The 24,415-nt window shown below is 67.8% G+C and carries 20 protein-coding genes; 10 read left to right on the top strand and 10 right to left on the bottom strand.

Features of this window, described 5'->3' with window-relative positions:
- Positions 1-40: 40 nt before the first annotated feature.
- From AC1DMQ_RS07280 to AC1DMQ_RS07270, 3 genes are all read right to left on the bottom strand, one after another.
- Entirely contained in the window at positions 41-253 is a 213-nt protein-coding gene (locus AC1DMQ_RS07280; protein ID WP_477032883.1) for a hypothetical protein, read from the bottom strand.
- A gap of 637 nt (positions 254-890) precedes the next feature.
- Entirely contained in the window at positions 891-2,501 is a 1,611-nt protein-coding gene (locus AC1DMQ_RS07275) for a hypothetical protein (RefSeq protein ID WP_477032882.1), read from the bottom strand.
- A 2-nt stretch (positions 2,502-2,503) separates the two neighbouring features.
- Positions 2,504-3,325 carry a hypothetical protein gene (locus tag AC1DMQ_RS07270; RefSeq protein WP_477032881.1) on the bottom strand — a complete coding sequence of 274 codons (822 nt, stop codon included), beginning with the start codon at positions 3,323-3,325 and terminating at the stop codon, positions 2,504-2,506.
- Positions 3,326-3,618: 293 nt separating this feature from the next.
- Here AC1DMQ_RS07270 and hisS point away from each other — a divergent pair, with 293 nt between their 5' ends.
- From hisS to hisG, 3 genes are read left to right on the top strand one after another with little or no spacing between them, the layout of a single operon-like run.
- Positions 3,619-5,103 carry a histidine--tRNA ligase gene (gene hisS / locus AC1DMQ_RS07265; protein WP_477032880.1) on the top strand — a complete coding sequence of 495 codons (1,485 nt, stop codon included), beginning with the start codon at positions 3,619-3,621 and terminating at the stop codon, positions 5,101-5,103.
- Position 5,104: 1 nt separating this feature from the next.
- Entirely contained in the window at positions 5,105-6,262 is a 1,158-nt protein-coding gene (locus AC1DMQ_RS07260; RefSeq protein ID WP_477032879.1) for an ATP phosphoribosyltransferase regulatory subunit, read from the top strand.
- Positions 6,259-7,212, top strand: a complete 954-nt coding sequence (gene hisG, locus AC1DMQ_RS07255; protein WP_477032878.1) for an ATP phosphoribosyltransferase — start codon at positions 6,259-6,261, stop codon at positions 7,210-7,212. Before AC1DMQ_RS07260 ends, hisG begins: the two co-directional genes overlap by 4 nt.
- Positions 7,213-7,656: 444 nt before the next feature.
- On the opposite strand, the gene AC1DMQ_RS07250 is transcribed toward hisG, so the two are convergent.
- The 6 genes from AC1DMQ_RS07250 to ybaL all read right to left on the bottom strand — a co-directional run bounded on the left by AC1DMQ_RS07250 (position 7,657) and on the right by ybaL (position 15,236).
- On the bottom strand, positions 7,657-9,783 hold the full coding sequence (locus tag AC1DMQ_RS07250) for a M13 family metallopeptidase (RefSeq protein ID WP_477032877.1): 2,127 nt from the start codon (positions 9,781-9,783) through the stop codon (positions 7,657-7,659).
- A 203-nt stretch (positions 9,784-9,986) separates the two neighbouring features.
- On the bottom strand, positions 9,987-10,466 hold the full coding sequence (locus tag AC1DMQ_RS07245; RefSeq protein WP_477032876.1) for a copper chaperone PCu(A)C: 480 nt from the start codon (positions 10,464-10,466) through the stop codon (positions 9,987-9,989).
- A 14-nt stretch (positions 10,467-10,480) separates the two neighbouring features.
- Positions 10,481-10,981, bottom strand: a complete 501-nt coding sequence (locus tag AC1DMQ_RS07240) for a YcnI family protein (protein ID WP_477032875.1) — start codon at positions 10,979-10,981, stop codon at positions 10,481-10,483.
- Between the two features lie 11 nt (positions 10,982-10,992).
- On the bottom strand, positions 10,993-13,047 hold the full coding sequence (locus tag AC1DMQ_RS07235; protein WP_477032874.1) for a TonB-dependent receptor family protein: 2,055 nt from the start codon (positions 13,045-13,047) through the stop codon (positions 10,993-10,995).
- A 71-nt stretch (positions 13,048-13,118) separates the two neighbouring features.
- A complete protein-coding gene (locus tag AC1DMQ_RS07230) occupies positions 13,119-13,505 on the bottom strand; it encodes a DUF2946 family protein (protein ID WP_477032873.1) in 387 nt (128 codons plus the stop codon).
- Positions 13,506-13,583: 78 nt separating this feature from the next.
- On the bottom strand, positions 13,584-15,236 hold the full coding sequence (gene ybaL / locus AC1DMQ_RS07225) for a YbaL family putative K(+) efflux transporter (protein ID WP_477032872.1): 1,653 nt from the start codon (positions 15,234-15,236) through the stop codon (positions 13,584-13,586).
- 71 nt (positions 15,237-15,307) lie between these two features.
- Here ybaL and AC1DMQ_RS07220 point away from each other — a divergent pair, with 71 nt between their 5' ends.
- Positions 15,308-15,571 carry a helix-turn-helix transcriptional regulator gene (locus AC1DMQ_RS07220; RefSeq protein ID WP_477032871.1) on the top strand — a complete coding sequence of 88 codons (264 nt, stop codon included), beginning with the start codon at positions 15,308-15,310 and terminating at the stop codon, positions 15,569-15,571.
- A gap of 40 nt (positions 15,572-15,611) precedes the next feature.
- Positions 15,612-17,384, top strand: coding sequence for a cation:proton antiporter domain-containing protein (locus AC1DMQ_RS07215; RefSeq protein ID WP_477032910.1), 1,773 nt, complete (start codon positions 15,612-15,614; stop codon positions 17,382-17,384).
- Here the strand turns inward: AC1DMQ_RS07215 and AC1DMQ_RS07210 are convergent.
- Complete coding sequence (locus AC1DMQ_RS07210; RefSeq protein ID WP_477032870.1) at positions 17,381-18,778, bottom strand: hypothetical protein; 1,398 nt, start codon at positions 18,776-18,778, stop codon at positions 17,381-17,383. The two genes, AC1DMQ_RS07215 and AC1DMQ_RS07210, sit on opposite strands and share 4 nt — an antisense overlap.
- 110 nt (positions 18,779-18,888) lie before the next feature.
- On the opposite strand from AC1DMQ_RS07210, the gene AC1DMQ_RS07205 reads away from it, so the two are divergent.
- The 5 genes from AC1DMQ_RS07205 (at position 18,889) to AC1DMQ_RS07185 (ending at position 24,181) form a co-directional block, all read left to right on the top strand.
- On the top strand, positions 18,889-19,533 hold the full coding sequence (locus AC1DMQ_RS07205) for a TetR/AcrR family transcriptional regulator (RefSeq protein WP_477032869.1): 645 nt from the start codon (positions 18,889-18,891) through the stop codon (positions 19,531-19,533).
- Positions 19,530-20,516, top strand: coding sequence for an HlyD family secretion protein (locus tag AC1DMQ_RS07200; protein ID WP_477032868.1), 987 nt, complete (start codon positions 19,530-19,532; stop codon positions 20,514-20,516). The genes AC1DMQ_RS07205 and AC1DMQ_RS07200 overlap by 4 nt, the downstream gene beginning before the upstream one ends.
- Entirely contained in the window at positions 20,513-21,481 is a 969-nt protein-coding gene (locus tag AC1DMQ_RS07195; RefSeq protein ID WP_477032867.1) for an ABC transporter ATP-binding protein, read from the top strand. The genes AC1DMQ_RS07200 and AC1DMQ_RS07195 overlap by 4 nt, the downstream gene beginning before the upstream one ends.
- On the top strand, positions 21,478-22,653 hold the full coding sequence (locus AC1DMQ_RS07190) for an ABC transporter permease (protein ID WP_477032866.1): 1,176 nt from the start codon (positions 21,478-21,480) through the stop codon (positions 22,651-22,653). Before AC1DMQ_RS07195 ends, AC1DMQ_RS07190 begins: the two co-directional genes overlap by 4 nt.
- 328 nt (positions 22,654-22,981) lie before the next feature.
- On the top strand, positions 22,982-24,181 hold the full coding sequence (locus AC1DMQ_RS07185) for an OmpA family protein (RefSeq protein ID WP_477032865.1): 1,200 nt from the start codon (positions 22,982-22,984) through the stop codon (positions 24,179-24,181).
- The last annotated feature ends 234 nt before the right edge of the window (positions 24,182-24,415 follow it).

Genomic DNA, 24,415 nt, shown 5'->3' with positions numbered 1-24,415 from the left:
TGCGCCGCGCGCACATCCCCGACGGTCAGGCGCCCGACGGTCAGGGACGGTCCTTGCTCCCCGTCGCCGCCAATCGGGCCACGGTCTGCTCCCGGAGGCGCAGGATCCTCAGATTGATCTCCCGCATCAACGCCTCGCCCGAGGACTCGAGCCGGGCCTGGATCTCCGCGTCGGTGAGGCGGTCGAGGTCGTCCGCCTTCCCGAAGGCGGCCAGGTGATCGTTGGCGGGCATAGGCGGCTTGGGCTTGCTCATCGAAATCTCCATGAAGGGTTGGGTGGAGGCGGCGCGTCCTCCGCCCCCTGTGGGGGCGGACAGACCGCGCAGCGGTCAGGTGGGGGCAAGTGGTCGCGGGCACGGCTTCTCGATCTCACGCGGAAGCCCGCTGAGGCTTGGGGAGGCGGCGGAGCGTCCGGGCCATGCCCGGTGTAGGATTGTGGAGTGTACCGTTTCGGCCTGGGCCGGAGCGCTCCGCGCGGCCTGTGCTCGAGAGCCTTCGGATCGCGGATTCTTAACCCGCTCCGATGGAGGCCCCCGGCGGGCAGGACGTTGGCGCGTCCTGGACCGCGCGGGCGATTTCAGCCCGCGCCTGGCGCCTTCGCCGATCCCTCGCCGCCTGGGCTTCGTCCCGATGTTTCAGGGAGCCTGCCCAGGACCATGCGAAGCGTCACTCAAGACCACCGACGAACGCTTCCCGCTCGACCGCCCCCGCCACCCGCCAGGTCGCCAGCTGGACGGCCTCCCCGGTGGTGGGGCGAGGAGTATTATGCGGGCGTTTTGGAGGTGAGGGATGAGATTGGGTCTGTGCTCGGCGTGAGCGGGGCTAGGGCGTTGAATTTGTTGGGGGCGGGGTGGGGCTGTGCTCGTGGTGAGATGAGGATGGATAGTGTTCTCAGGCCAAGATTGGGCCAACTGGGCGGATGACAAGGTAGAAATTTATGGAACGTGCTGGTTCGGGCCACCTGCTGCGCCTTATCTCCAAGCGCAGGACGAAATTTAAGCCCTCTCGGCTTGCGGAAATGGTCCGTAGTTGACAATTTTTCAGGAAATGCGGTTCTTGAATCCAGCGAAGCAATTCAGTCTTACGTTCACTTTGGGGTGAATGTCGCGCTGCGTTGTGGATAAGAATTGCAATGTATTGAAGGCGTTGAACTGGATCGCCTGCACGCGCGCAGCGCAGAGCGTTAGATCCTACGAGAGACCAGAAAGTCGAATGTACAGGATCGTCGAAGTCCGCTAGATCGCGTGCGCTAAGCAAAAGTGTCCCGGAAATCATCTGGGCAACTACCGACGCGGTATCGGCCGGTTCGTTTACAACTATGCGCATTGTGGGAAATAATTCAACCTGAGACAATTCTTCTGGATAGAAGATGCGGCTTTCACTGCCAATTGCATGTTTTAATTCGAAGTTAAAAGCTCCGCTTCCTCCCTCAACTCGCAGATCAATTAGATCTCTAGGGCCAATTTCTCTTACGACATTCCATCCAAGAATTTCGAGAAGATGGGGAATTCTAGAATGTATTTCCCCATTTTTAGACCTGGCGCGGGAGGAAAAATCAAAAAGTGCCGCCGCTGAGAACGGTGATTTTAATGTAATGATTCGGTTGGGCGGAATAGATCCTCCAAATAGAGCAGATACAAATCTAAAATCTCCGGATATCGATGATGATCTTGGGGATATAAGGGCTCCGCTGCAGAACTCCACCCCGAACTGCACCGCCCAGGAGTAAATCTGTAACCATGGATGTCGAACGGTCGGTATTTTCCGTGCGCTAAAGAAAATGGTAACCGGGTTTGATTGAGAGAAGTGGCTCAAGGTTGGCCAATCTGTTGAAAAAAATTCAATCGCGTCGCGAAGCCCCGTGGGCAAGCGCATTGCTTCACCTCCTCGGGACTGGCCAATTTCTTTTAATTGCGGAACAAGAACTCGAATCTCACTGTAATCAGAGCGTGATAATTGGGTAATCTCATTTATTGATCGATGATTTCTGGTATATATTAAGCTTATTATGTCTTTCGCGAGTTGTGGTAGCTTAATAACTAGAAATTCATCATCATCAAAGAGAATAAACTTCGGTCCTTGAAAATCAATAGCCTGTGATTTGAATGATAAAATTGTTTCTGGCGAGAAAAATTCGACCCCATCTATAAATGGTCCACCTCGACTTAGCATCTCCCAAAGTCGAGGGCTTGCCACGTAGACGAGTGCGGCGGCAATAAATTCTTCGGGGTTGTCCTTCAGTATTTCTGTAACTTGAAGGCTATTTTGATCTGTATCGTCTAGACGTGTTGCATCGTCTAGACGAACCTTTGCAAGATCAAGATTTGGCAGCAGCATGCCCCTAAGATCTTGCCCTCGAAGGTCTACGCCATCTAGAGAAGTGCCAATATAAAATGTACGAGGGTCGCCTTTAGCGATCAGTGCCAATTCGCGCAAATCTGCGGTTTGCGCGCATAGAATTCGCGCTATAGTTGCAATCCAATTGTCATCCTCGTCACCCAACACTATTCATCCTCACCAACGGTAACTTCGGCTAGGCACATTTGGGCGTACGGTTCATCCAGCGCTCCGTGAACTAGGCCCGCTTTCATCATTCGATCCCGTATTACCGCTTCGGCGGCCGCCACCCGATTCCTATGAGTTGGCGATTGCCTCAGCGATGCCCAACGTTTCTCATCCTTCAGGACGATATTGGTAATCTCGAGATCCTCTCTCAGGCATCGAACCTGAACGCGCACACTGGGTTCAATTCCGCGATTGAGATCTGGGCGTGTGTCGACGAGTTTCAATCGTGGCGCTTTATCGGCGTCCCAAGGGTGGCCGAGTAGTGGCTGCATGTCGATCGAACTTACGATCCAACGGTAGTCTCCGTCTTCGGTTCTACTTTGAACAACTGACGTATTAGATCCTGTAACATTGGTCCTCGTAATTTTCTCCGCTGAGGTATTCGCAGAAAATTCCGCCGAAGCACCTGCATCAATTCGAGGGCCCCGCGCATTTGTGCCGAGACCCCCTTTTACGTCTATGCCGCGCTTTCCCGCTTGCTTCTTCGTTGTGCTGATTGAGACTTTTGTCGTGTTTGTCTCGCCTCGCACGACAGATGTCTTATCGATTCTTGCGGGCTCCGTGGCGGGGATAACCACCACTACCTCCGCCCGCTTTAAACTCAGACGAAAACGTGCCCGCTCCTCGACCTCGCCGCCGACACGGGCTTCCCCGAAAACGACGTCCACATGTAAATCGGCCTTCGCACTCCGACGTTCGCCCCGCCAGGCGTCAAGTGAGACCATGTCAGCCAAGGCGCGTCGGCGGTTGTGCTCGTTCATGTTATTGGCCTCCGATAGTGCGATTGTAGCGATTTGGCTAAGCTTGGGCGAGCAGTTCGCTCGGTTCGGCTTCACCCCTTCCCCCCCGCCGCCTCATCCGCTATAGCCCGCCCCACCATGACCCGTACGCCGCACCATCACGGCCGCCACCACCATCCGACCTCGCCTCGCGGGATCGGCCGGGTCCGTTCGCTCTAAGCGACGCCCAGCCTGAGCCCCGCCCAAGGCGGATGGGGCTTCGTACGAGCGCCATCCGTCGAGACCTTGAAGTTCTAAGGACCCGACGCCGCGCCATGACCGACCCGACCAATACGCTTGCCGAAACCTTCCGTCCCGAGGCCCGCAACCCGCGCGGGTTCGCCGACAAGCGCGCCCGCGACCTGCGGGCCGAGCGGGCGATCCTGGAGGCGGTGTCGGCGGTCTATGAGCGCTACGGCTTCGAGGCGCTGGACACCGGGGCGTTCGAATATGCCGACGCCCTGGGCAAGTTCCTGCCCGACAGCGATCGTCCCAACGAGGGGGTGTTCGCCCTGCAGGACGACGACGACCAGTGGATGGCGCTGCGCTACGACCTGACCGCGCCCCTGGCCCGCTTCGCCGCCCAGAACTGGGAGACCCTGCCCAAGCCGTTCCGCCGCTACGCCTTCGGGCCGGTGTGGCGCAACGAGAAGCCGGGTCCGGGGCGGTTCCGCGAGTTCATCCAGTGCGACGCCGACACCGTCGGCTCGGCCCGTCCCGAGGCCGACGCCGAGATCATCGCCATGGCGGTCGAGGGTCTGCAGGCCGCGGGCCTGCCGCGCGGCGCGGCGGCGCTGAAGATCAACAATCGCAAGCTCCTGAACGGCCTGCTGACCGCGGCCGGGGTCGAGACCAACGGCCAGAAGCTGGGCGTGCTGCGCGCCGTCGACAAGCTGGACCGCCTGGGCGTCGAGGGCGTGCGCCTGCTGCTGGGCGAGGGCCGGCTGGACGAGAGCGGCGCCTTCACCAAGGGCGCGGGCCTGGTGGGCAAGGCGATCGACTCGGTGCTGGACTTCGTCCAGGCGGGATCCGGCGGGCGTTCGGACACCCTGGCCAAGATCGCCAATGTCATCGGCGGTTCGGCCGAGGGCGACGAGGGGCTGGAGGAGCTGGCCAAGATCGACGCGGCCCTGAAGAGCCTGGGCGTGGCCGACGACCAGGCGCTGTTTGAGCCCTCGATCGTCCGGGGGCTGGAATACTACACCGGCGCGGTGTTCGAGGCCGAGCTGCTGCTGTCGACCACGGACGACAAGGGCCAGAAGGTCTCGTTCGGCTCGATCGGCGGCGGCGGGCGCTATGACGACCTGGTGGCGCGGTTCACCGGCCAGGTGACCCCGGCCACGGGCTTCTCGTTCGGCGTCTCGCGCCTGGCGGCGGCGCTGCGGGCGGCGGGACACGAGCCCGGCGGCGTCGCGCGCGGGCCGGTGGTGATCATCAATTTCGACCAGGCCCACATGGGCGAGTACTTCGCCGTGGTCGGCGAGCTGCGCAACGCGGGCATCGCGGCCGAGGTCTATCTCGGGACCTCGGGCATGCGGCCGCAGATGAAATACGCCGACCGCCGCATGGCGCCGGCCGCCATCATGCTGGGCGGCGACGAGATCGCGGCCGGCACGGTGACCATCAAGGATCTGGACCTGGGCCGCGAGCTGGCCGCCGGGGTGGCCGACAACGCCGCCTGGAAGGCCGAGCGGCCCGGCCAGCAGACGATCCCGCGCGGCGAGCTGGTCGCGGCGGTCAAGACGATCATCGGGGGTTGATGTGAGGCTCGAGCGTTCCATTCCGACGGAGGCGCTCGACGCCATCCGCGCTCCCTTCCTGACGGCGGGGGCCGCGCCGACCGACGCCCCCGTGCTGCAGCCCCTGGGCCTGCTGCTAGACCTGGCCGGCGAGGCCATGCGCTCGCGGCTGTTCGTGGTCTCCGGCGACGTGGGCGAAGAGGCCTGCCTGCGCCCTGACTTCACCGTCGCCATCGCTCGCCAGCATCTCGCCGGTGGAGCTGTCGGGGGCCGCTACCTCTATGAAGGCAAGGCGTTCCGCGTCGCGCCGCGTGGCAGCGACCGGGCCGAGGAGTTCCTGCAGATCGGGGTCGAGGCCTTCGAGTCCGGCGACCCCGTGGCCGCCGACGCCGAGATCGCCGCCCTGGCCTGGGCCTCGGCCGCGGCCGGCGGGCGCGACGACCTGACCCTGCTGCTGGGCGACGTCGGCCTGTTCGGCGCCTTCGTCGACAGCCTGGGCCTGACTCCGCCGCTGGGCGCGCGGCTGAAGCGGGCCTTCACCAAGCCCCGCCAGCTGAAGATCGAGCTCGAGGGCGGATCGTCGGCCCTCGGACAAGCAGTGGGCGAAGAGAAAAGCCGGATCGCCGCCCTGCTCGCGGGCCTGCCGGAGGCCGAGGCCTCGGCGGTGCTGCAGGAGCTGTGGTCGCTGGCCGGCATCGAGCCGGTGGGCGGCCGCCGTCCCGCCGAGATCGCCCATCGCCTGGTCGAGCGCGCCCAGGCCGTCCAGGCCGGCAAGCTGTCGGCCGGCGAGGCCGACGCGGTGCGGGCCTTCCTGGCGGTCAGCGACCGTCCGGGCGCGGCCCTGGACGCCATCTCCGCCCTGGGCGGCCCGCAACGCGCGGCGCTGGACGCGGCCCTGGGCGGCTGGCGCCAGCGCCTGGCCGGCATGGTCGCGCGCGGCGTGCCGGAAGACCGCCTGCGCCTGACCGCCGCCTTCGGGAGGGCGTTCGGCTATTACGACGGCTTCCTGTTCGAGGTGCGCAGCGACGCCCTGGACGAGGAGCGGCCCGTGGCGGCCGGCGGCCGCTATGACGGCCTGCCCGCGCGCCTCGATACAACAAGAGTGGGCGCGGAAACCAAGACCGGCGCGGTGGGCTGCATGGTCCGTCCCGCGCGAGCCTATGCGGGAGGCGGCGAATGACTGCTCCGATGATCTTCGCCATTCCCTCGAAGGGCCGCTTGAAGGAGCAGGTCGAGGCCTGGCTGGCCGAGTGCGGCTTCCGGCTGGAGATGTCGGGCGGCTCGCGCGGCTATAGCGCCGAGCTGTCGGGCCTGCCGGGCGTGTCGGTGCGGCTGCTGTCGGCCGGCGACATCGCCGCGGGGCTGGACAGCGGCGAGCTGCACCTGGGCGTCACCGGCGAGGACCTGCTGCGCGAGCGCGGCGACGACATGGACGCGCGGGTCATGCTGCTGCGAGCCCTGGGCTTCGGCCGCGCCGACCTGGTGGTGACCGCCCCCAAGAGCTGGCTGGACGTCGACACCATGGCCGACATCGACGAGGTCGGTCACGCGCACCTTGCGAAGACGGGCCGGCGTCTCCGCGTGGCCACCAAGTACGTCACCCAGACCCGGGCCTTCTTCGCCCGCCACGGCGTGGCCGACTACCGGATCGTCGAGAGCAGCGGCGCCACCGAGGGCGCCCCGGCTGCCGGCGCGGCCGAGCTGGTCGTCGACATCACCACCACCGGGGCGACCCTGGCGGCCAACGGGCTGAAGGTGCTGAGCGACGGGGTGATCCTCAAGAGCCAGGCCCAGCTGACCGCCTCGCTGATCACGCCGTGGACGGACGGCCAGATCGAGTCGCTGGCGCGGCTGCTGTCGGTGGTCGAGGCCAAGGGGCGGGCGCGGAACATGGCCACCCTGGTGTGGCCGGCCGAGCAGGACGCGGCGGGCCAGGCGGCCGTGGCCCCGTTCGTCGGCCAGGGGGCTCGCCGGGCCAACGGCGCCCTGCTGGCCGCCTCGGACCTGTTCGAGGCCGCCGCCGCCCTGGGGGCGGCCGGAGTCGAGCCGGTCACGGTCTCGCGTCCCGACTACGTGTTCGAGTCGCGATCGGTCGTTCTGGACAAGCTTCGGGAGCGGTTGGTCCGGTAAGTTTTGACCGGATTGTCAAAAAATCGATAGGAGATCGGCGATAAGTTTGACCCGCCGGTCCAATCTAACGGTTTTATGTCAAAAATATCGCGAGCCCTTGCGGATTCACGATCGTTGCCGTTGACACCATCTCGGATTTGCCGTTTCTAACCCTTGCAAGGAAGAAACGAGCCCAAAGAGAGCTCCCTTCCTTCGGCGTTTCGGGGAGGAAACGCCCACCTAGATCGAATGATCGAGAAATAGCTGGACCCGTCGCGATTATCCCCCGCGACGGGTTTGGTGTATCTGGGGTCTAGCTCCAGTTTTTGACAGAATCGATAAAAACGGCGGCTCCGCGATGCGGGCCGCCGTTTTTGCGTTCTGGACTGGGGACATGCACTTGTGCGTGTCCCCAGTTTCAGGGCGTCGGTGGGGACACGCGCGAGCGCATGTCCCCAGTCGAAGTCACCAGATCCGGACCCGGTCCTCCGGCGCCACGTACAGCTTGTCGCCCGGCTTGACGTCGAAGGCCGAGTACCAGCCGTCCTGGTTCCGGATCGTGCCGTTGACGCGGTAATAGGCCGGCGAGTGCGGATCGCTGACCACCTGCTGGCGCAGCGCGTCGTCGCGGATCTTCGAGCGCCAGACCTGGGCCCAGCCGAGGTAGACGCGCTGGTCGCCGGTGAAGCCGTCGATCACCGGGGCCGGCTTGCCGCCCAGCGAGGCGTGATAGGCCTGCAGGGCGAAGGCCAGGCCGCCCATGTCGCCGATGTTCTCGCCCATGGTCAGCTGGCCGTTGACCTTGGCGCCGGGCAGGGGCTCGAAAGCGCCGTACTGGGCGCCCAGCTTGTCGGCCTGGGCCTTGAACTTGGCGGCGTCCTCGGCGGTCCACCACTCGCGCAGCACGCCCTTGCCGTCCGACTTGCGGCCCTGGTCGTCGAAGCCGTGGCTGATCTCGTGGCCGATCACCCCGCCGATGCCGCCGTAATTGACGGCCGGGTCGGCGTCCGGATGGAAGAACGGCGCCTGCAGGATGGCGGCCGGGAAGACGATCTCGTTATTGACCGAGTTGTAGTAAGCGTTGACCGTCTGCGGGGTCATGCCCCACTCGCTCTTGTCGACCGGCCCGTTCAGCCGCTCGACGTCGTGACGCCACTCGAAGGCCGCCGAGCGCAGGGCGTTGCCGTAGACGTCGTCGGCCTTGACCTCCAGCTTGGAGTAGTCGCGCCACTTGTCGGGATAGCCGATCTTGACCGTGAAGTTGGCCAGCTTGTCCTCGGCCTGGGCCTTGGTCTGCGGCGACATCCAGTCCAGCGTCTCCAGCCGGGCCTTCAGCACCGTGCGGATGTTGCCGACCAGGTCGATCATCTTGGCCTTGGATTCCGGCGGGAAGTAGCGGGCCACGTAGACCCGGCCGACCGCCTCGCCCAGCTGGCCGTTGACCGCCGCGACGCCGCGCTTCCAGCGGGGCTTCTGCTCGGGCTGGCCGGCCAGGGTCTTGTTGCGGAACTCGAAGCTGGCGTCGACGAAGCGCTTGGACAGCATCGGGGCCGCGCCGTCGGCCACCTTGAACGCCTGCCAGGCCTTCAGCGTGTCCAGCGGGGTGTCGGCATAGACCTTGGCGAACTTGGGGAAGGCGGTGTTGGTGGTCACCACCACGCGGTCGATCTTGGGCAGCTCGGTCCCGACCAGATAGCGGTTCCAGGCGAAGCCCGGGGTCAGGGCCTGCAGCTCGGCCAGGGTGGCGGGGTTGTAGGTCTTGTCGCGGTCGCGGCGCTCGGCGCGGGTCCAGGAGGCCTCGGCCAGCTGGGTCTCGAAGGCCACGACGGCCTTGGCGTTCTCGGCGGGCTTGTCCCAGCCGACCATGGTCAGCATCTGGGCGACATAGGCCTCGTACGCGGTCTTTTTCTCGGCGAACTTGGCGTCGAGATAGTAGTCGCGGTCGGGCAGGCTGAGGCCGCCGGTCGTGGCGTAGACGGCGTAGCGCGTCGGGTTCTTGGCGTCGGCGCCGATGCCCAGGCCCAGGATCGCCGAATAGCCCGTGGTCGGGTTGCGGCCCATCAGGGCGGTGAAGTCGTCCTTGGTCCCGACCTTGCGGATGTCGGCCAGCTCGCCGGCGATCGGCTTGGCGTCCAGCTTCTCGGCCAGGGCCTCGTCCATGAACGCCTTGTAGGCGGCGCCGATCTTGACCGTGTCGGCGTCGGGCGCGGTGCTGGACGCGGCCTCGGTGATGATCGCCTTGGTGCGGGCCTCGGACAATTCCGACAGCTTGTCGAAATTGCCGTAACGGGTGCGGTCGCTGGGGATGGCGGTGTTGGCGTCCCAGGTCCCGTTGGCGAACTTGTAGAAGTCGTCGCCCGGCTTGACCGAACGGTCCATGCCCGCCGCGTCGAAGCCCCAGGTCCCGTAGCGCGGCGACTCCAGCGACATCGTCGGCGCGCCGGCGGTCGGGGTGTCGGCGGCCACGAACAGCGACTGCAGGGTGCAGGCGTCGTTCAGGCAGGCGTGGTCGTGGTCTTCACGCGCTTGGGCGCCGAAGGCCGACAGGGACAGCGCGGCCATGGCGGCGGCGGCGAACCAGATTCGTTTCATGGAAGCAGCGATCCGTTGGAAAATCCGAACCGCGACTTGGCCATCCCCGGGGCCTTTTCGCCCCTTACTTTTTTGTCATGTTTGGGGGAGGCGGGCGAAGTGCGGCGGTATCGGGCGCCGAAAGTCGCTCCGCGACGGAGGCGGACACTATTCGCCCTCTCTCAAAGAGAGAGAGGGGTTCTGACGTGCAGGTTACGCCGTCTTCAGTGATCCATATGCATCCCGGCCATCGGATCGGCCTTTGGCGGACCCGCCTCGACCGACAGGTCGATGCGCAGCTTGCGGCCGCCGTCGAACACCAGGGTCAGGGGAACCTTGCCGCCCAGGGCCTGGGCCTTGGTCAGGCCCATCAGCATCAGGTGATAGCCGCCGGGGGCGAAGTCGACCTTGGCGCCGGGGGCGATGGTCAGGCCGCCGGTCACCGGCCGCATCGACGAGACGCCGCCGGCCATGCTGGACTGGTGCAGGGTCGCCGAACGGGCGGCGGGGGTCTCGACGCCGACCAGCTTGACCGGCTTGGCGCCGACATTGGCCACCGTCAGGTAGCCGACGCCGTTCATGCCGGCCTGGGCGGGGCGGGTCCACGGGCGGCGGACCTCGATCCCGCCGGCGCGGTAGTCGCCGGCGAAGGCGGGCGTGGAGAGGGTGAGGGCGGCGAGGGCCGCGAGGGCGAAGCGGTTCATGGCGTTTCTCGGCATCAGTGTTTCATGCCCGGCATGGAGGGCATTTGTTCGGCGGCGGCGGGGATCAGGCGCACGGTCGGGGCCGGGCGGGTCAGTTTCTCGCCGGGGCGTTCGGGATCGGGAATCTCGGTCCACTGGCTCTCGCCCTTCTCGCAGGACTGGATCACCGGGAAGACCAGCGCGCCCGGCTGAGCCGGCAGCTTCATCAGCAGGGCGAAGTCGTCGAACTGGTCGTCGGGCAGGCGACCGGTCCAGGTGACCGCGGTGGCGCGGTCACCGTCCTTTTCGACATCGATCGTCCAGCCGGTCTTGGGCTGCGGCCGGGCCGAGGCGACGCCGTCGGGGATCTCGACCCGCAGCTTCAGCGTCGTGTCGCCGGCCGCGCAGGCGTGGCCGACGCGGAAGGCGATCGCGGAATAGGAGCCGGCCTTGGCCTCGCCCGGCGCGGCGACGACGTGGGCCAGGGCAGGGAACGGAGCGGCCAGGGCCAGCAAGGCGATCAGCGGAGCTTTCATGGCGTTTCTCCTCAGAAGCCGACCGTGACGCCGCCGAACACCGACCGGCCATCGCCCGGCCAGAGCGTGGCGGTCGCCGCGGTCCAGGTCACGGCGGCCTGGGTGTTGGACACATAGGCCTTGTCCGCCAGGTTCCGCGCGTCGAGGAACAGCGACACCTGGCCGCTGACCTTCCAGCCGGCGTTCAAATTCAGGATCGCGTAGCCCGGCGCCTTCTTGGTGTTGGCGTAGTCGATCCATTGGTCGCTGGCCGACCACTCGACCGACGGGGCCAGGAACCAGCCGCGCGGGTCGTCGTAGCGGACCTCCGAGCGGTAGAAGTTCTGGGGCACGATCGGCAGGCGATTGTCGCCGAACTGGACGTCGTCCTCGAAGCGGAAGTCGGACCAGGTCCAGGTCTGGCGGATGCGCCAGCGCGGGGCCACGGCCCAGTCCAGCGCCGCCTCGATCCCCTGGTGGACCGTCTTGTCGGCGTTGAAGGTGGAGGCCGGGATCGACGAACTGACCGCATATTGCAGCATCTCGTCTTTCAGGTCGGTGCGATACAGGGTGACGTCGTAGGTGAACGGGCCGGTGTGGCCGCGCGCCCCGACCTCGCCGGTCCAGGCCTTCTGGGCGCTGACGGGCGTGAAGCCGGTGTTGGTCGGGGTCATCGAACTGAAGTTCGGCGGCTCGACCGAGCGGGTCAGGTTGGCGAAGATCTGGTTGCCGGTCTCGTCCTGCCAGAGCAGACCGATGCGCGGCGAGACCCAGTCGTAGGTCTTGTCGGCCTTCAGGTTGAACGTCGTCGCCACGCCCGGGACCGCGAAGCTGGTGTAGTCCCGCTCCGCCTGGCCCCAGGTCGCGCCCGCCACCACGGCCACGCGGTCGGTGACGAACAGGCGGCCCTCGCCGAACACATCGACGGCCTTGGCGTTCTGCTGCGTCCGCGAGGTCGGGGCGCCGCGAGCGCCGCGGACATTGACGTAGAAGTTGGAGTCCATGTCGCCGGTGCGGTACCAGGCGCCGAAGAAGGCGTCGGCGCGCTTGCCGCCGATCTGGCCGTCCCAGTCGAAGCGGCCGAAGGCGCCGTAGTTGCGGCTCTGCTGGTCGATGACCTGGAAGATCGGGTGGTCCAGGTCCTTCCACACCGCATAGAGCGAACCTTGGAAGACCAGATCGTCGCCGAGCCGCCAGGTCGTGCCCAGCGAACCGCGCACGCCGCGCTGATTGCGGCCCTGGTCGCCACTGGCGTTGCCCACGGCGGTCTGGCGCGGATTGGCCTCGAACTGAGCCAGGGTCAGCGATCCAGGGATCTCCTGGTTGATGTTCGAGCCGTTGACGATGAACCGGACCTCGCGGTCCTGGCCGAACGATCGGCCGATGTTCAAGGATCCGAACTGGATGTTCTGCTGGCTCTGCGAGCGCCAGCCCTGGCCGGTCTGGTTGGTCGCGGCGGCATAGACGTCCCAGTCGCCCGACTGGCGGGCGATGGCGACATGCTCGCGGAGCAGGCCGTAGGAGCCGCCGTCGATGCGGACCTGATTGTCGAACCCGGCGTCCTTGCCCGTGGGCGTGACCATGTTGATCGCGCCGCCCAGCAGGGCCCCGCCGAAGCGCAGGGCGTTGCCGCCGCGATAGACCTCGGCGTAGCGGGTGTTCAGCGGGTCGGCGACCTGGCTGTCGCCAAAGCCGTCGGCCTCGTTCAACGGCACGCCGTCCTGCGCCAGCAGCAGGCCGCGATTGTGGTTGGCGTTGCCGATTCCCGAGCCGCGGATCGAGATGCGGACATCCCCGCCCCACTTGCGCTGGGCGTAGACGCCGGGCGCGTCGCGCAGCATGTCGTCCAGACCCAGGGTCTCGCGATGGATGTAGGATTCCTGCGAGATCACCGACACGCCGCCGGGCGTTTCCGACAGGCGCCGGCGCGCGGCCGCCACGACCGGCGGATCCTCGGGATTGGGACGGGCGGTGACGATGACCGAGTCGACGGTGGAGCGTTGGTCGTCTTCGGCCGCGTACGCGGCGGATGACAGGAGGCAGAACGTGGCGCCGGCCAGAAGGGCCAGGCGGAAGGAATTGGACATGAAAAGAGCCCCGAAAGCATGACGACGCGCGTCGGCATGCGGCCGTAACGCGCGAGACGAAGGTCAGGCGATCAGGCGGTCGGTGGTCCTTGCCCCGGCGGACGCGGGGGCGCGCGGGCCAGGGCGACGCCGGTCAGGGCGGCGCGGGGCGCGGCTTCGATGCGGGCGCTGTAGAGCACCGGCGCGACGGCGATGTCCGGCGGGGTGGTGGTCGCCAGGGCGACGGCCACGCACTGGGCGCAGGGCAGGCCGCCGAATCCCTTGGGATCCTTCTTGCCGATGATGTCGCCCGCGACTTCGACGCTTTTCGCGCCGTCGGCGGTGCAGATCAGCACCGACTGGCCGGCGGCGTCGTGGGCCATGGCCGCGGCCGGCATCAGCGCCTGGACGAGCACGGCCAGCATCGCCAGCAGGGCGATGGGCCAGGTCGACCGGGTCTGGACGCGGCGGGGGCTCATGATGAGGCGGGGAGTAGGCGCTGGCGCGGGTTTGGTCAATGCGGCGCCGGGGACATGCACAAGCGCATGTCCCCGAGCCTAGTGCACGGACGCCGCCGGAGCCGCCCGCTTCGGCGCCAGGGCCAGCATGCCGCGCGCGATCTCCTGCTCGCCGATCAGGGCGTGGGTGGCGCCCATCTGGGTCAGCAGGTCGACGTCGGCGTCGGTATAGGCGCGGGCGATGATCTTGACCTTCGGGTTGGCGGCGCGGGCCTGCTCGATGATCCGGGCGGCCTCGAACGGGCTGGGCACGGCGACGAACAGGTGGGTGGCCTCGGCCAGGCCGGCCTTGAGCAGGATCTCCGGCCGCACGGCGTTGCCCTGCAGCACGTCGAAACCGCCGGCCCGCAGTTCGTCGGCCCGTTCGCCCTCGTCCTCGATCACCACCAGCGGCATGCGGCCCTTCAGCCCCTCGGCGACGGCCTTGCCGACCCGGCCGTAGCCGACCAGCACGCCGTGCGGCTGGGCGGCGATCGCCGGAGCCACCGGCTCGCCCGTCCGGCCGACCAGCTTGGGCAGGATCTTGTCGAGCACCGCGAACAGCAGCGGGTTGAGCAGGATCGACAGGATGGCGCCCGCCAGGATCAGGTCCTGACCCTCCTTGGGCAGCAGCTTCAGCGACACGCCCAGGCCGGCCAGGATGAACGAGAACTCGCCGATCTGGGCCAGGCTGGCCGAGATGGTCAGGGCCACGCTCTGCGGGCGCTTGAAGGCGATGACGATCATCCAGGCCGCCACCGACTTGCCGATCACGATGATCGCCAGGGTCGCCAGCACCGCCAGGGGCTCGCGCAGGATCACCGACCAGTTGAACAGCATGCCGATCGACACGAAGAACAGCACGGCGAAGGCGTCGCGCAGCGGCAGGGTCTCGTTGGCGGCCTGCTGGGAAAGCTCGCTCTCGGCCATGATCATGCCGGCGAAGAAGGCCCCCAGGGCGAACGACACGCCGAACAGCGCCGCCGAGCCGAACGCGACTCCCAGCGCGATGGCCAGCACCGCCAGGCGGAACAGCTCGCGCGAGCCGGTGTGGGCGATGCGGTGCAGGATCCAGGGGATCACCCGGCGGCCGACGATCAGCATCAGGGCGACGAAGGCCGCGACCTTGCCGATGGTGATGGCGAAGGCGCCGGCGACGCCGCCCGGTCCCGGCGGCGGGGCCTCGCCGCCCATCATGCCCGACAGGGCCGGCAGCAGCACCAGGGCCAGCACCATGGCCAGGTCCTCGACGATCAGCCAGCCGACGGCGATGCGGCCGCGGTCGGTCTCGATCAGCCGCCGCTCCTGCAGGGCCCGCAGCAGCACCACGGTCGAGGCCACCGACAGGGCCAGGCCGAACACGATCCCCGCCCCCAGGGTCCAGCCCAGCAGGTGGGCCAGGCCGATGCCCATGGCGGTGGCGGCCAGGATCTGCACCACGGCGCCGGGGATGGCGATCTTGCGCACCGCCAGCAGGTCCTTGACCGAGAAGTGCAGGCCCACCCCGAACATCAGCAGGATCACCCCGATCTCGGCCAGCTGCGGCGCCAGCTCCTGATCGGCCACGTAGCCGGGCGTGAAGGGGCCGACGACCACGCCGGCGACCAGATAGCCGACCAGCACGGGCAGCTTCAGGCGATTGGCGATGGCGCCGAACACGAAGGCCAGGCCCAGGCCGGCGCAGATGGTGGCGATCAGGGATGTGTGGTGCAAAGGCTCTCCTTGACGGTCAACATTTTCGGGCGTACTCAACCAATATGGGTGACAAAGCCCGGGAGCGCCAGATGCCCCACGCAAAAATTCTCCTGCCGGCCCAATGTCGCGGCGCGCGCGGCCTGCTGGGCTGGTCGCAGGGCGACCTGGCTGACAAGGCCGGCGTCTCGCGCAGCACGGTCAAGGACTTCGAGACCGAGCGCCACGCCCTGCACCATAGCACCGAACGCCTGTTGATCGACGCGTTGGAGACCGGCGGCGTCGCGCTGATCGCGCCGGACAATGACCACGGGGTCGGGGCCGGCGCGGGCGTAAGACTGAAACTCGCCAGCTAGGAAACGTTCAAAGAGGGGACTCCACCACGTGAACCACGCGATGTCGCCGGCGGACTACAAGGACCTGGTGCTGTTTCTGGCCACGGCGGGCATCGTCGCGCCGCTGTTCAAGCGGCTGAAGCTGAACCCCATCCTCGGCTTCCTGATCGCCGGCGTGATCCTGGGGCCGTTCGGCCTGGGCGCGCTGAGCCACACCTTCCCGTGGCTGGACTACGTCACCGTCGACAACCCCCAGGAAATCGCCCAGCTGGCCGAGTTCGGGGTGGTGTTCCTGCTGTTCATGATCGGGCTGGAGCTGTCGTGGGAGCGGCTGCGGCTGATGCGCAAGCTGGTCTTCGGCCTGGGCGCCCTGCAGATGATCGGCTGCTCGCTGGCGCTGGGCGGCATCGCCATGGCGCTGGGCCAGCAGCCGGTCGCGGCCCTGGCGATCGGCGCGGCCCTGACCCTGTCGTCCACCGCCATCGCCGTGCCCGTGCTGGTCGAGCGCAAGCGCCTTCACGCCGAGGGCGGGCGGGCCACCTTCTCGGTGCTGCTGTTCCAGGACCTGGCGGTGGCCCCGATCCTGATCACCCTGGCGATCCTGGGCCGGGGCGACGGCACGTTCGGCCTGCGCGACCTGCTGGCCCTGGGGCCGGCGGTGGTCGGCCTGGGGATCATCGTGCTGTTCGGCCGCCTGGCCCTGCGCCCGATGATGCGCTCGGTCGCCAAGGCCAAGAGCGAAGAGATGTTCATGGCCGCCTGCCTGCTGGTGATCATCGGGGCGGGGCTGGTGGCGTCGCTGTCGGGCCTGTCGATGGCCCTGGGCGCCTTCGTGGCCGGCATCCTGCTGGCCGAGACCGAGTACCGCCACGAGGTCGAGGTCAAGATCGAGCCGTTCAAGGGGCTGTTGCTGAGCCTGTTCTTCGTGTCGCTGGGCATCCGGCTGGACCTGTCGCTGCTGGTCGCCTCGCCGGTCTTCGTGCTGGGCGTCGCCGTGGGTCTGATCGTCGTCAAGGGCGTGATGATCATGGGGCTGGGCCGGCTGTTCGGCCTGTCGAACCGCGCGTCGATCGAGGCCGCCCTGACCCTGGCGGCCGGCGGCGAGTTCGCCTTCGTGATCCTGGACAACGCCATGGCCGCCAGCGTGGTCTCCGACCAGGTCGGCCAGGCCGTGCTGGTGGCCGCGACCCTGACCATGTTCCTGATCCCGGTCCTGTCGGCGGTCGGCGGACGCCTGGCCAAGCGCGCCCCGGCCCCCGTCACCGAGGCGCCCGATCTGGTGGGCCTGCAGAGCGAGGAGCCGGCGGGCCGGGTGCTGGTGGTCGGCTACGGCCGGGTCGGCCGGCTGGTCGGCGACATGCTGGACCGCCACGAGCTGCCCTGGATCGCCATCGACCGCGACCCCAGCTTCGTCCAGCAGGGCCGCCGCGCCGGCCACCGCGTCTATTTCGGCGACGCCTCGCGGGTGGAGCTGCTGGAGCGCTGCGGCCTCGACCATGCCCGCGCGGTGGTGGTGACCATGGATTCGCCGGAAGCCGCCGAGGCGGTGGTGGCCACCGCGCGCGGCCATCGCCCCGACCTGACCATCGTCGCCCGGGCCCGCGACGCCCGCCACGCCGCCCGCCTCTACGAGCTGGGCGCCACCGACGCCGTGCCCGAGACCATCGAGGCCTCGCTGCAATTGTCCGAAGCCGTGCTGGTCGACATCGGCGTGCCCATGGGCCTGGTCATCGCCTCGATCCACGAGCGCCGCGACGAGTACCGCAAGGTGCTGAACCGCCCGGACGCGCTGGGCGGCAAGCGCAAGCGGCTGCGGGACGCGGGCCGGGTCTAGGCGGCGCAGGCCGGACGCGCCACGGCCTCGTCCAGCCGGGTCAGCAACGGATCGGTCACGGGATATATGGTCGGGTTGGGGCTGTAGGTCGTGCGCGCGTCGCGAAACGCGGCGCAGGCGTCGGCCCCGCGTCCCAGCGCGTCCAGGGCCAGGCCGCGCTCCAGCACGCCCTCGGCGATCGCCGTCAGCATATAGCCCTCGATGGGGCCGACGGGCGTGGGGCGCTTGGCCTCGGCGCGCATCAGGACCAGGCCGGCGTCGATCGTCTTCAGCGACACTTCGGGTTCGCCCGCCAGGCGCTGGGCCCTCGCGACCTTGATCAGGTTGACGCCGTCGTCCGGCCTGGCGCGGATCTTGGCCACCTCCGCCCGGAACTCGGCGACGGCCTTCAGGAGAGGGAGGGCCTCGCGCGGCGCGTCGACCCGCATCAGGTCGTCAGCGATCTGCCGGAAGTAGTCGACAGAAAAGCGGGCCGGATAGCCGTCCATCCAGCGGTTGATGGAGATCTCGCCCCGGAACGTTCCGTCCGCGACTGTGAAAGGTTCGTCTTGGGCCAGGGAGACGGCCTTGCTGGCGCTGTCGAGCACGCCGGCGCGATCGCCGGCCGCCGCGGAGACCCTGGCCCCCGAGACATAGGCGTCCATCAGGACGGCCTCGACTCCGTTCTCATCGAAGCCGTCCAGAGGGCGGATGCGCAGCGGGGCGAGCGTGGCCTCGACGCGGGCATAGGTCACGGCGGCGGCCTTGTTGTCGTTCATGCGTTCCTGCGGGGAACCCTGGCGGGCGATCATGCCGGCCAACCGGATGGTCGTATCCGGATCCCGCTGGACTTCGGCCAGGGCGCGCCAATGTTGTTCGCCTCTCCGAAGCAAGGCCAGGGCGGCGGACTGATCGGCGTCACGTTCGACGGTGAGGGACCGGTACATCCGCGCCAGCATCTCTTCGTCGGAGCGTCCCGGAAGAGCCTTTCCGCGCACGATGTCGAGCGCGCCGGTTTCGTCGCCCTTTCGCAGCCGGACCTCCGCCAGTTCCTCCAATGCGGTGTTCGAGGGCGACAGCCGCAAGCGCTCCTCGGCCACGGCCTGGGCTCCGTCCAGGTCGCCCGAAGCGGCCAGCAGGTGCACGGTGAAGGACCAGGCGTTGTCGCGGCGACCGTCGTCGCCGCACTGGGCGATCACCTTTTGCGACATCGCCGCCGCCTCATAGGGGATCGGGCGGTAGTGATCGATGAAGACAGACCAGAAATAGACAGCCATCCGCGCCGACGGGTCGTTCAGCGGCTTGTCGAGGCGCGCGACGCCGGCGGCGCAACGCGTGGCGGCCTCCTTGTCATCCCGGGCCTGGGCCGGACTGGCGAGCACGAGGGCGGCGGCGAGGATCAGGAGGGCGCGCATGCGGTCAAGCTAGACGAGGCGCCACTTCCGGTCGAGCGGATCTCGTCGCTTTGACAACCGGTGATATCCGGATATATAACTGACCCGTCAGTTATATATAGAGCCCCACCATGCAGCCCGGCCAACCCAAGTGGCGACGACGCAGTGAAGCCCGACCCGGCGAGATCATCGCCGCGGCGCTGGTCGTGTTCTCCGAGAAGGGCTTCGCCGCCGCGCGGCTGGACGACATCGCCGCCCGGGCAGGGGTGTCGAAGGGCGCGCTGTATCTCTATTTCGAGACTAAGCAGGACCTGTTCCGGGCGGTGGTGCGCGAGACGATCGCCCCCAACCTGGAGGCCGTCGCCGGCTTCATCGCCCAGAGCCAGATGCCGTTCGGCGACCTGATCCGCCTGGTCTTCGCCCGCATCGCCGAGGTGGTGACCGAGAGCCGGCTGGGGGCGGTGGCCAAGATGGTGATCGGCGAGTCCAGGAACTTCCCGGAGCTGGCCAAGGTCTGGCACGAGGACGTGATCTCGCTGATGCTGGGCGCCATGAGCGGGGCCGTGACCGCCGCCCAGGCGCGCGGCGAGGTGCGGCCCGGCGATCCCCAGCTCTATGTGTTCAGCCTGGCGGGGCCACTGCTGCTGGGCGTGCTGTGGCGCGAGGTGTTCGTGCCGATCGGGGTCAAGCCGGTCGACCTGAAGGCCCTGCTGGCCCAGCACGCCGAGGTGGTCCTGCAGGGCATGCTGGTCGATCCGGCGGAGGGACGCGCATGAGGCCGCGGGTTCGCATCGTCCTGGCCGTCGCGGCGGCCCTTCTGGTCGGGTTCGTCGCCTGGCGGATCTGGGGGCCGGGCTCGGCCCATCCCCGGCGGCTGTCGGGCTATGTCGAGGGCGAGACCCTCTATGTCGGGGCCTCGGTCGCCGGGCCGGTCAGCACGGTGTCGGTGCAGCGCGGCCAGCGCGTGACCGCCGGCCAGCCGCTGTTCGCCCTGGACGCCGCCCAGCTGGTGGCCGCCCGCGACCAGGCCGCCTCCCAGGCCGTGGCCGCCCAGTACCAGGCGCTGGACGCGGAAAAGGGCCAGCGGCCGGACGAGCTGGCGGTCTACGACGCCCAGCGCGCCGCCGCCGCCGCTCAGATGGCCCAGGCCCAGGCCGACTATGACCGCGTCGCGCCCCTGGCGGCCCGGGGCTTCTACGCCCCCGCCCGTCTCGACCAGGCCAAGGCGGCCCTGCGCACGGCCCAGGCCAATGTCCGCACCGTCGAGCAGCAGCGGCGGGTCGGCACGCTGGGCGCGCGGCCGGACGCCATCCGCGCGGCCGAGAGCCAGGCCGCCGCCGCTCGCGACCAGCTGACGGTCGCCCAGGACCGCCTCGATCAGATCAGCCCCAAGGCCCCGGCGGCCGCCCGGGTGCAGGACGTCTTCTACCAGCCCGGCGAGTGGGTGGCGGCCAACCAGCCGGTGGTGGCCCTGCTGGCCGACAACCGGGTGCGGTTGCGGTTCTACGTGCCCCAGTCGCAGGTCGCTCTTTATAAGCCGGGCGCGCGGATCGCCTTCGAGTGCGACGGCTGCAAGAGCGGCCTCGGCGCCCGGATCAATTTCGTCAGCCCCCGGGCCGAGTTCACCCCGCCGGTGATCTACAGCCGCGACGCCCGCGACCGGCTGGTGTTCCTGGTCGAGGCCCTGCCGGACCGTCCGGACGACCTGCCGCCCGGCCTGCCGGTCGACGTGGTTCCGCTGAAGGGCGCGGGCAAGTGAACGCCGCGGTCGCCCAGCCTGCTTCCAAGCGTCTGACCGAGCCGGGCGGCGAGCTGGCCGTCGACGTGCGCGGCCTGGACAAGTCGTACGGCGACAAGCACGTGGTCCAGGACCTGACCATCCAGGTCGGTTCCGGCAAGATCACCGGCTTCCTGGGCCCCAACGGCTCGGGCAAGACCACCACCCTGCGCATGCTGTGCGGCCTGCTGACCCCCGACGCCGGCGAGGGCACGGTGCTGGGCCTGGACTTCCGGCGCCATGCCGAGGAGATCAAGCGCCAGACCGGCTACATGACCCAGAAGTTCTCGCTCTACGAGGACCTGTCGATCCGCGAGAACCTGGACTTCACCGCCCGCATCTACGGCCTGGACCAGCGCCGCCGGCGGGTGGACGAGGCGCTCGAGCGGCTGGGCCTGGCGGGACGCCAGAAGCAGTTGGCCGGCAGCCTGTCGGGCGGCTGGAAGCAGCGCCTGGCCCTGGCGTCGTGCGTGCTGCACGAGCCGCGCCTGCTGCTGCTGGACGAACCCACGGCGGGCGTCGATCCCCAGGCGCGGCGCGAGTTCTGGGACGAGATCCACGCCCTGTCGGCCGAGGGCCTGACCGTGATGGTCTCGACCCACTACATGGACGAGGCCGAGCGCTGCCACGACATCGCCTACATCGCCTACGGCAAGCTGATGGCGCGCGGCACGCTGGACGAGGTGATCGGCCAGTCGGGCCTGACCACCTTCCGCGCCGAGGGACCAGGGGCCGACCGGCTGGGCCGCGAGCTTTCCAAGGCCCCGGGCGTGGCCATGGCCGCGCCGTTCGGCGCCGCCCTGCACGTCAGCGGCCAGGACCGCGCGGCGCTGGAGGCCGCCATCGCCCCCTATCGCAAGCCGCCGTTCGTCTGGAGCGAGGTCTCGCCCACGCTGGAGGACGTGTTCATCCAACTGATGGCGTCGTCGCGGGACAACTTTCAATGAGCGGCGCCCAATCCTCGTCTGGGGCGGCCGACAGGGGCCTGTCCCTGAACCGCATCCTGGCGGTGCTGACCAAGGAGTTCATCCAGCTCACCCGCGACCGGCTGACCTATGCGATGATCCTGGTCATGCCGATCGTCCAGCTGCTGCTGTTCGGCTACGCCATCAACAGCGACCCGCGCGACCTGCCCACGGCGGTGCTGGTGCAGGACCACGGGCCGATGGCGCGCTCGGCCCTCTCGGCCCTGGCCCACAACGGCTACTTCAAGATCGTCCGCGAGGCGTCCTCGCCCGAGGAGCTGGACCAGGCCATAGCCCGGGGCGAGGTGCAGTTCGCCCTGACCATCCCCGCCGACTTTACGCGCCGCGTGGTGCGCGGCGACGACGCCCAGATCCTGGTCGAGGCCGACGCCTCCGACCCCGCCGCCACCGGCGGGGCGATCGCGGCCCTGGCCAATCTTCCGCGTACGGCGTTGTCGCGCGACCTGGTGGGCGCGGCGGCCCCATCTTCCGGCGTGGGGGTCGACAAGGATCCGTTCGAGGTGGTGATCCACCGGCGCTACAATCCCGAGGCCATCACCGCCTACAACATCGTGCCCGGCCTGCTGGGCGTGGTGCTGTCGCTGACCCTGGTGATGATGACCTCGCTGGGCATGACCCGCGAATACGAGCGCGGCACCATGGAGAGCCTGCTGGCCACTCCGGCCAAGCCGATCGAGGTGATGATCGGCAAGCTGTCGCCCTATGTGGTGGTCGGACTGATCCAGACCGTGGTCATCCTGGTGCTGGCGCGGGTGCTGTTCTCGGTGCCGATGGCGGGCGGCTGGGACGCTTTGGCCCTGGGGGTGGTGCTGTTCATCTTCGGGTCGCTGTCGCTGGGCTTTCTGATTTCGACCGTGGCCCGCAACCAGCTGCAGGCGGTGCAGATGTCGTTCTTCTACATCCTGCCCTCGATCCTGCTGTCGGGCTTCATGTTCCCGTTCCGGGGCATGCCGGCCTGGGCCCAGGCCCTGGGCAGCGTGATCCCCGTGACCCACTTCCTGCGAATCGTGCGCGGCTCTTTACTTAAAGGACTGGGTCTGATCGACCTTTGGACTAGTCTTTTCGCCCTGGCGCTATTTGTCGTGGCGATCGCCGCCGCCGCTATGTCGCGTTACCGACGGACCCTCGACTGAGGTAGCGGGCGCCCGCCGCTTCCGACTGTGGAGTTCCTGCACAGGTGCGACATTTTTACACGTTTGCAGGTTGCAAAACGCTCTGAAGGCCTTGCGCTGCGCGGATTCACGTGCGAACCGGTACTATGCTGGCGCTTTTTCCGGGACAGTCAGCCGATACGCTCGGAAGTTGATTTCGTGGGGGCGGTCATGTTTCGCGGCGTCATCTCTAATGGGGCGCTCGAAACCTGACGGGTGTTGCTCTGCTGACACTTTCGCGGATCGTGCGCCTTGGTATAACAATGCTCGGTCGGTCTCGGCCGGTGCAGGGCAATAGAGGGCTCTTGATATGAAACTCCAACTCCTGGCGGGGGTGGCTCTGGCCGCGGTGTTCGCCGCTGGCGCCGCTTCGGCCCAAGAGACCGGCTGGTACGGCGCGGTCGACCTTGGCTACCACTGGCCCGAGGGCATCAACTCCGAATCGGACCTGAGCCTGCGCGATGGCGCGCACGCGCACTGGACCTGGTCGACGGATGAAGACTGGGCCGGCTTCGTCCGCCTGGGCTACCAGTTCAACCCGAACTGGCGCGCCGAAGTCGAAGGCGGCTACCGCCCCGGCGACCTGACCACCGTCATGGGCAACCCGGTCCGTCAGCAGCCGATCGGCCTCTGCACCCCCGGCGTGACCCGTTCGGCCGCCTCGCCGACCTGCGGCGGCCCGTCGGGCTCGATCGACTCCTGGTCGCTGATGGTCAACGTCCTGTACGATTTCGCGCCGGACTCGTGGATCAACCCCTACCTGGGCGCCGGTCTCGGCATCAACCGTCTCGACGTCAGCGCGCTGGGTCAGTTCAGCGGCGTGGGCCCGGTCACCCCGACCAACGCGGCTCAGCAGAACCTGACCGTCGACGACGACGACATCGCCATCGCCTGGCAAGCCATCGCCGGCGCCTCGATCAAGGCGACCGACAAGCTGAAGGTCGACGTGACCTACCGCTGGTTCGCCACCGAAGAGCACGGCTGGCAGTCGACCGGCAACGGCGCGATCCAACCCGGCGCGTTCCAAGGCCAGTACAAGGACCAATCGCTGACCGTGGGTCTGCGTTACTCCTTCGCTTCGCCGCCGCCCCCGCCGCCGCCCCCGCCGCCGCCGCCTCCTCCGCCCCCGCCGCCTCCGCCCCCGCCGCCTCCCCCGCCGCCTCCGCCGGCGTATGAGGCTCGCGAGTTCATCGTCTACTTCCCGTTCGATCAGTACGTCCTGACGCCGGAAGCCCAGTCGGTGGTTTCGGAAGCCGCGAACTACGCGACCTCGGGCAAGGCCACCAAGCTGGTGGTTGTCGGTCACACCGACACCTCGGGTTCGCCGAAGTACAACGCCAAGCTCTCGGAGCGTCGTGCGAAGGCCGTGGCTGACGCCCTGGTCGGCGCCGGTGTCGCCGCCGACACCCTGGCCGTTGACTGGAAGGGTGAAAGCGCCCCGGCCGTCGCCACTGGCGATGGTGTGAAGGAACCGCTGAACCGTCGTTCCACGATCTCGATCAACTTCTAAGATCAAGATCAGGCACTAAGGTTGAGGGCCCGGCGGAAACGCCGGGCCCTTTTCTTTTGGGCCTGCCCAGGAGCGGGACGACGTCGGAAACGGTCGCAAGATGCGCCGTGGACGTCGGATCGCCCGCCGGCCGGGCGCTTGGCGCAGGCAAGTGCTTTTCAGCGCAATCCGGTCCGCGACCGGATCACTTCTTTGTGGCCCGTGACAGGTCGCCGCAGCAGCGTTTGCCTTGGC

It is taken from the genome of Caulobacter sp. 05L422 (assembly GCF_056397765.1).
Note: the sequence above shows the minus strand (reverse complement) of the source record. Positions and strands in the feature narration are given on the sequence as shown.

Excerpts from the sequence above, each read along its gene's own strand:
- AC1DMQ_RS07280 (WP_477032883.1), bottom strand. The coding sequence starts at position 253 with ATGAGCAAGCCCAAGCCGCCTATGCCCGCCAACGATCACCTGGCCGCC.
- AC1DMQ_RS07215 (WP_477032910.1), top strand. The coding sequence starts at position 15,612 with ATGTCGCCGGCGGACTACAAGGACCTGGTGCTGTTTCTGGCCACGGCG.
- AC1DMQ_RS07185 (WP_477032865.1), top strand. The coding sequence starts at position 22,982 with ATGAAACTCCAACTCCTGGCGGGGGTGGCTCTGGCCGCGGTGTTCGCC.
- AC1DMQ_RS07235 (WP_477032874.1), bottom strand. The coding sequence starts at position 13,047 with ATGTCCAATTCCTTCCGCCTGGCCCTTCTGGCCGGCGCCACGTTCTGC.
- AC1DMQ_RS07190 (WP_477032866.1), top strand. The coding sequence starts at position 21,478 with ATGAGCGGCGCCCAATCCTCGTCTGGGGCGGCCGACAGGGGCCTGTCC.
- AC1DMQ_RS07205 (WP_477032869.1), top strand. The coding sequence starts at position 18,889 with ATGCAGCCCGGCCAACCCAAGTGGCGACGACGCAGTGAAGCCCGACCC.
- hisS (WP_477032880.1), top strand. The coding sequence starts at position 3,619 with ATGACCGACCCGACCAATACGCTTGCCGAAACCTTCCGTCCCGAGGCC.
- AC1DMQ_RS07210 (WP_477032870.1), bottom strand. The coding sequence starts at position 18,778 with ATGCGCGCCCTCCTGATCCTCGCCGCCGCCCTCGTGCTCGCCAGTCCG.
- AC1DMQ_RS07270 (WP_477032881.1), bottom strand. The coding sequence starts at position 3,325 with ATGAACGAGCACAACCGCCGACGCGCCTTGGCTGACATGGTCTCACTT.
- AC1DMQ_RS07240 (WP_477032875.1), bottom strand. The coding sequence starts at position 10,981 with ATGAAAGCTCCGCTGATCGCCTTGCTGGCCCTGGCCGCTCCGTTCCCT.
- AC1DMQ_RS07230 (WP_477032873.1), bottom strand. The coding sequence starts at position 13,505 with ATGAGCCCCCGCCGCGTCCAGACCCGGTCGACCTGGCCCATCGCCCTG.
- AC1DMQ_RS07220 (WP_477032871.1), top strand. The coding sequence starts at position 15,308 with ATGCCCCACGCAAAAATTCTCCTGCCGGCCCAATGTCGCGGCGCGCGC.
- hisG (WP_477032878.1), top strand. The coding sequence starts at position 6,259 with ATGACTGCTCCGATGATCTTCGCCATTCCCTCGAAGGGCCGCTTGAAG.
- AC1DMQ_RS07250 (WP_477032877.1), bottom strand. The coding sequence starts at position 9,783 with ATGAAACGAATCTGGTTCGCCGCCGCCGCCATGGCCGCGCTGTCCCTG.
- AC1DMQ_RS07200 (WP_477032868.1), top strand. The coding sequence starts at position 19,530 with ATGAGGCCGCGGGTTCGCATCGTCCTGGCCGTCGCGGCGGCCCTTCTG.
- AC1DMQ_RS07245 (WP_477032876.1), bottom strand. The coding sequence starts at position 10,466 with ATGAACCGCTTCGCCCTCGCGGCCCTCGCCGCCCTCACCCTCTCCACG.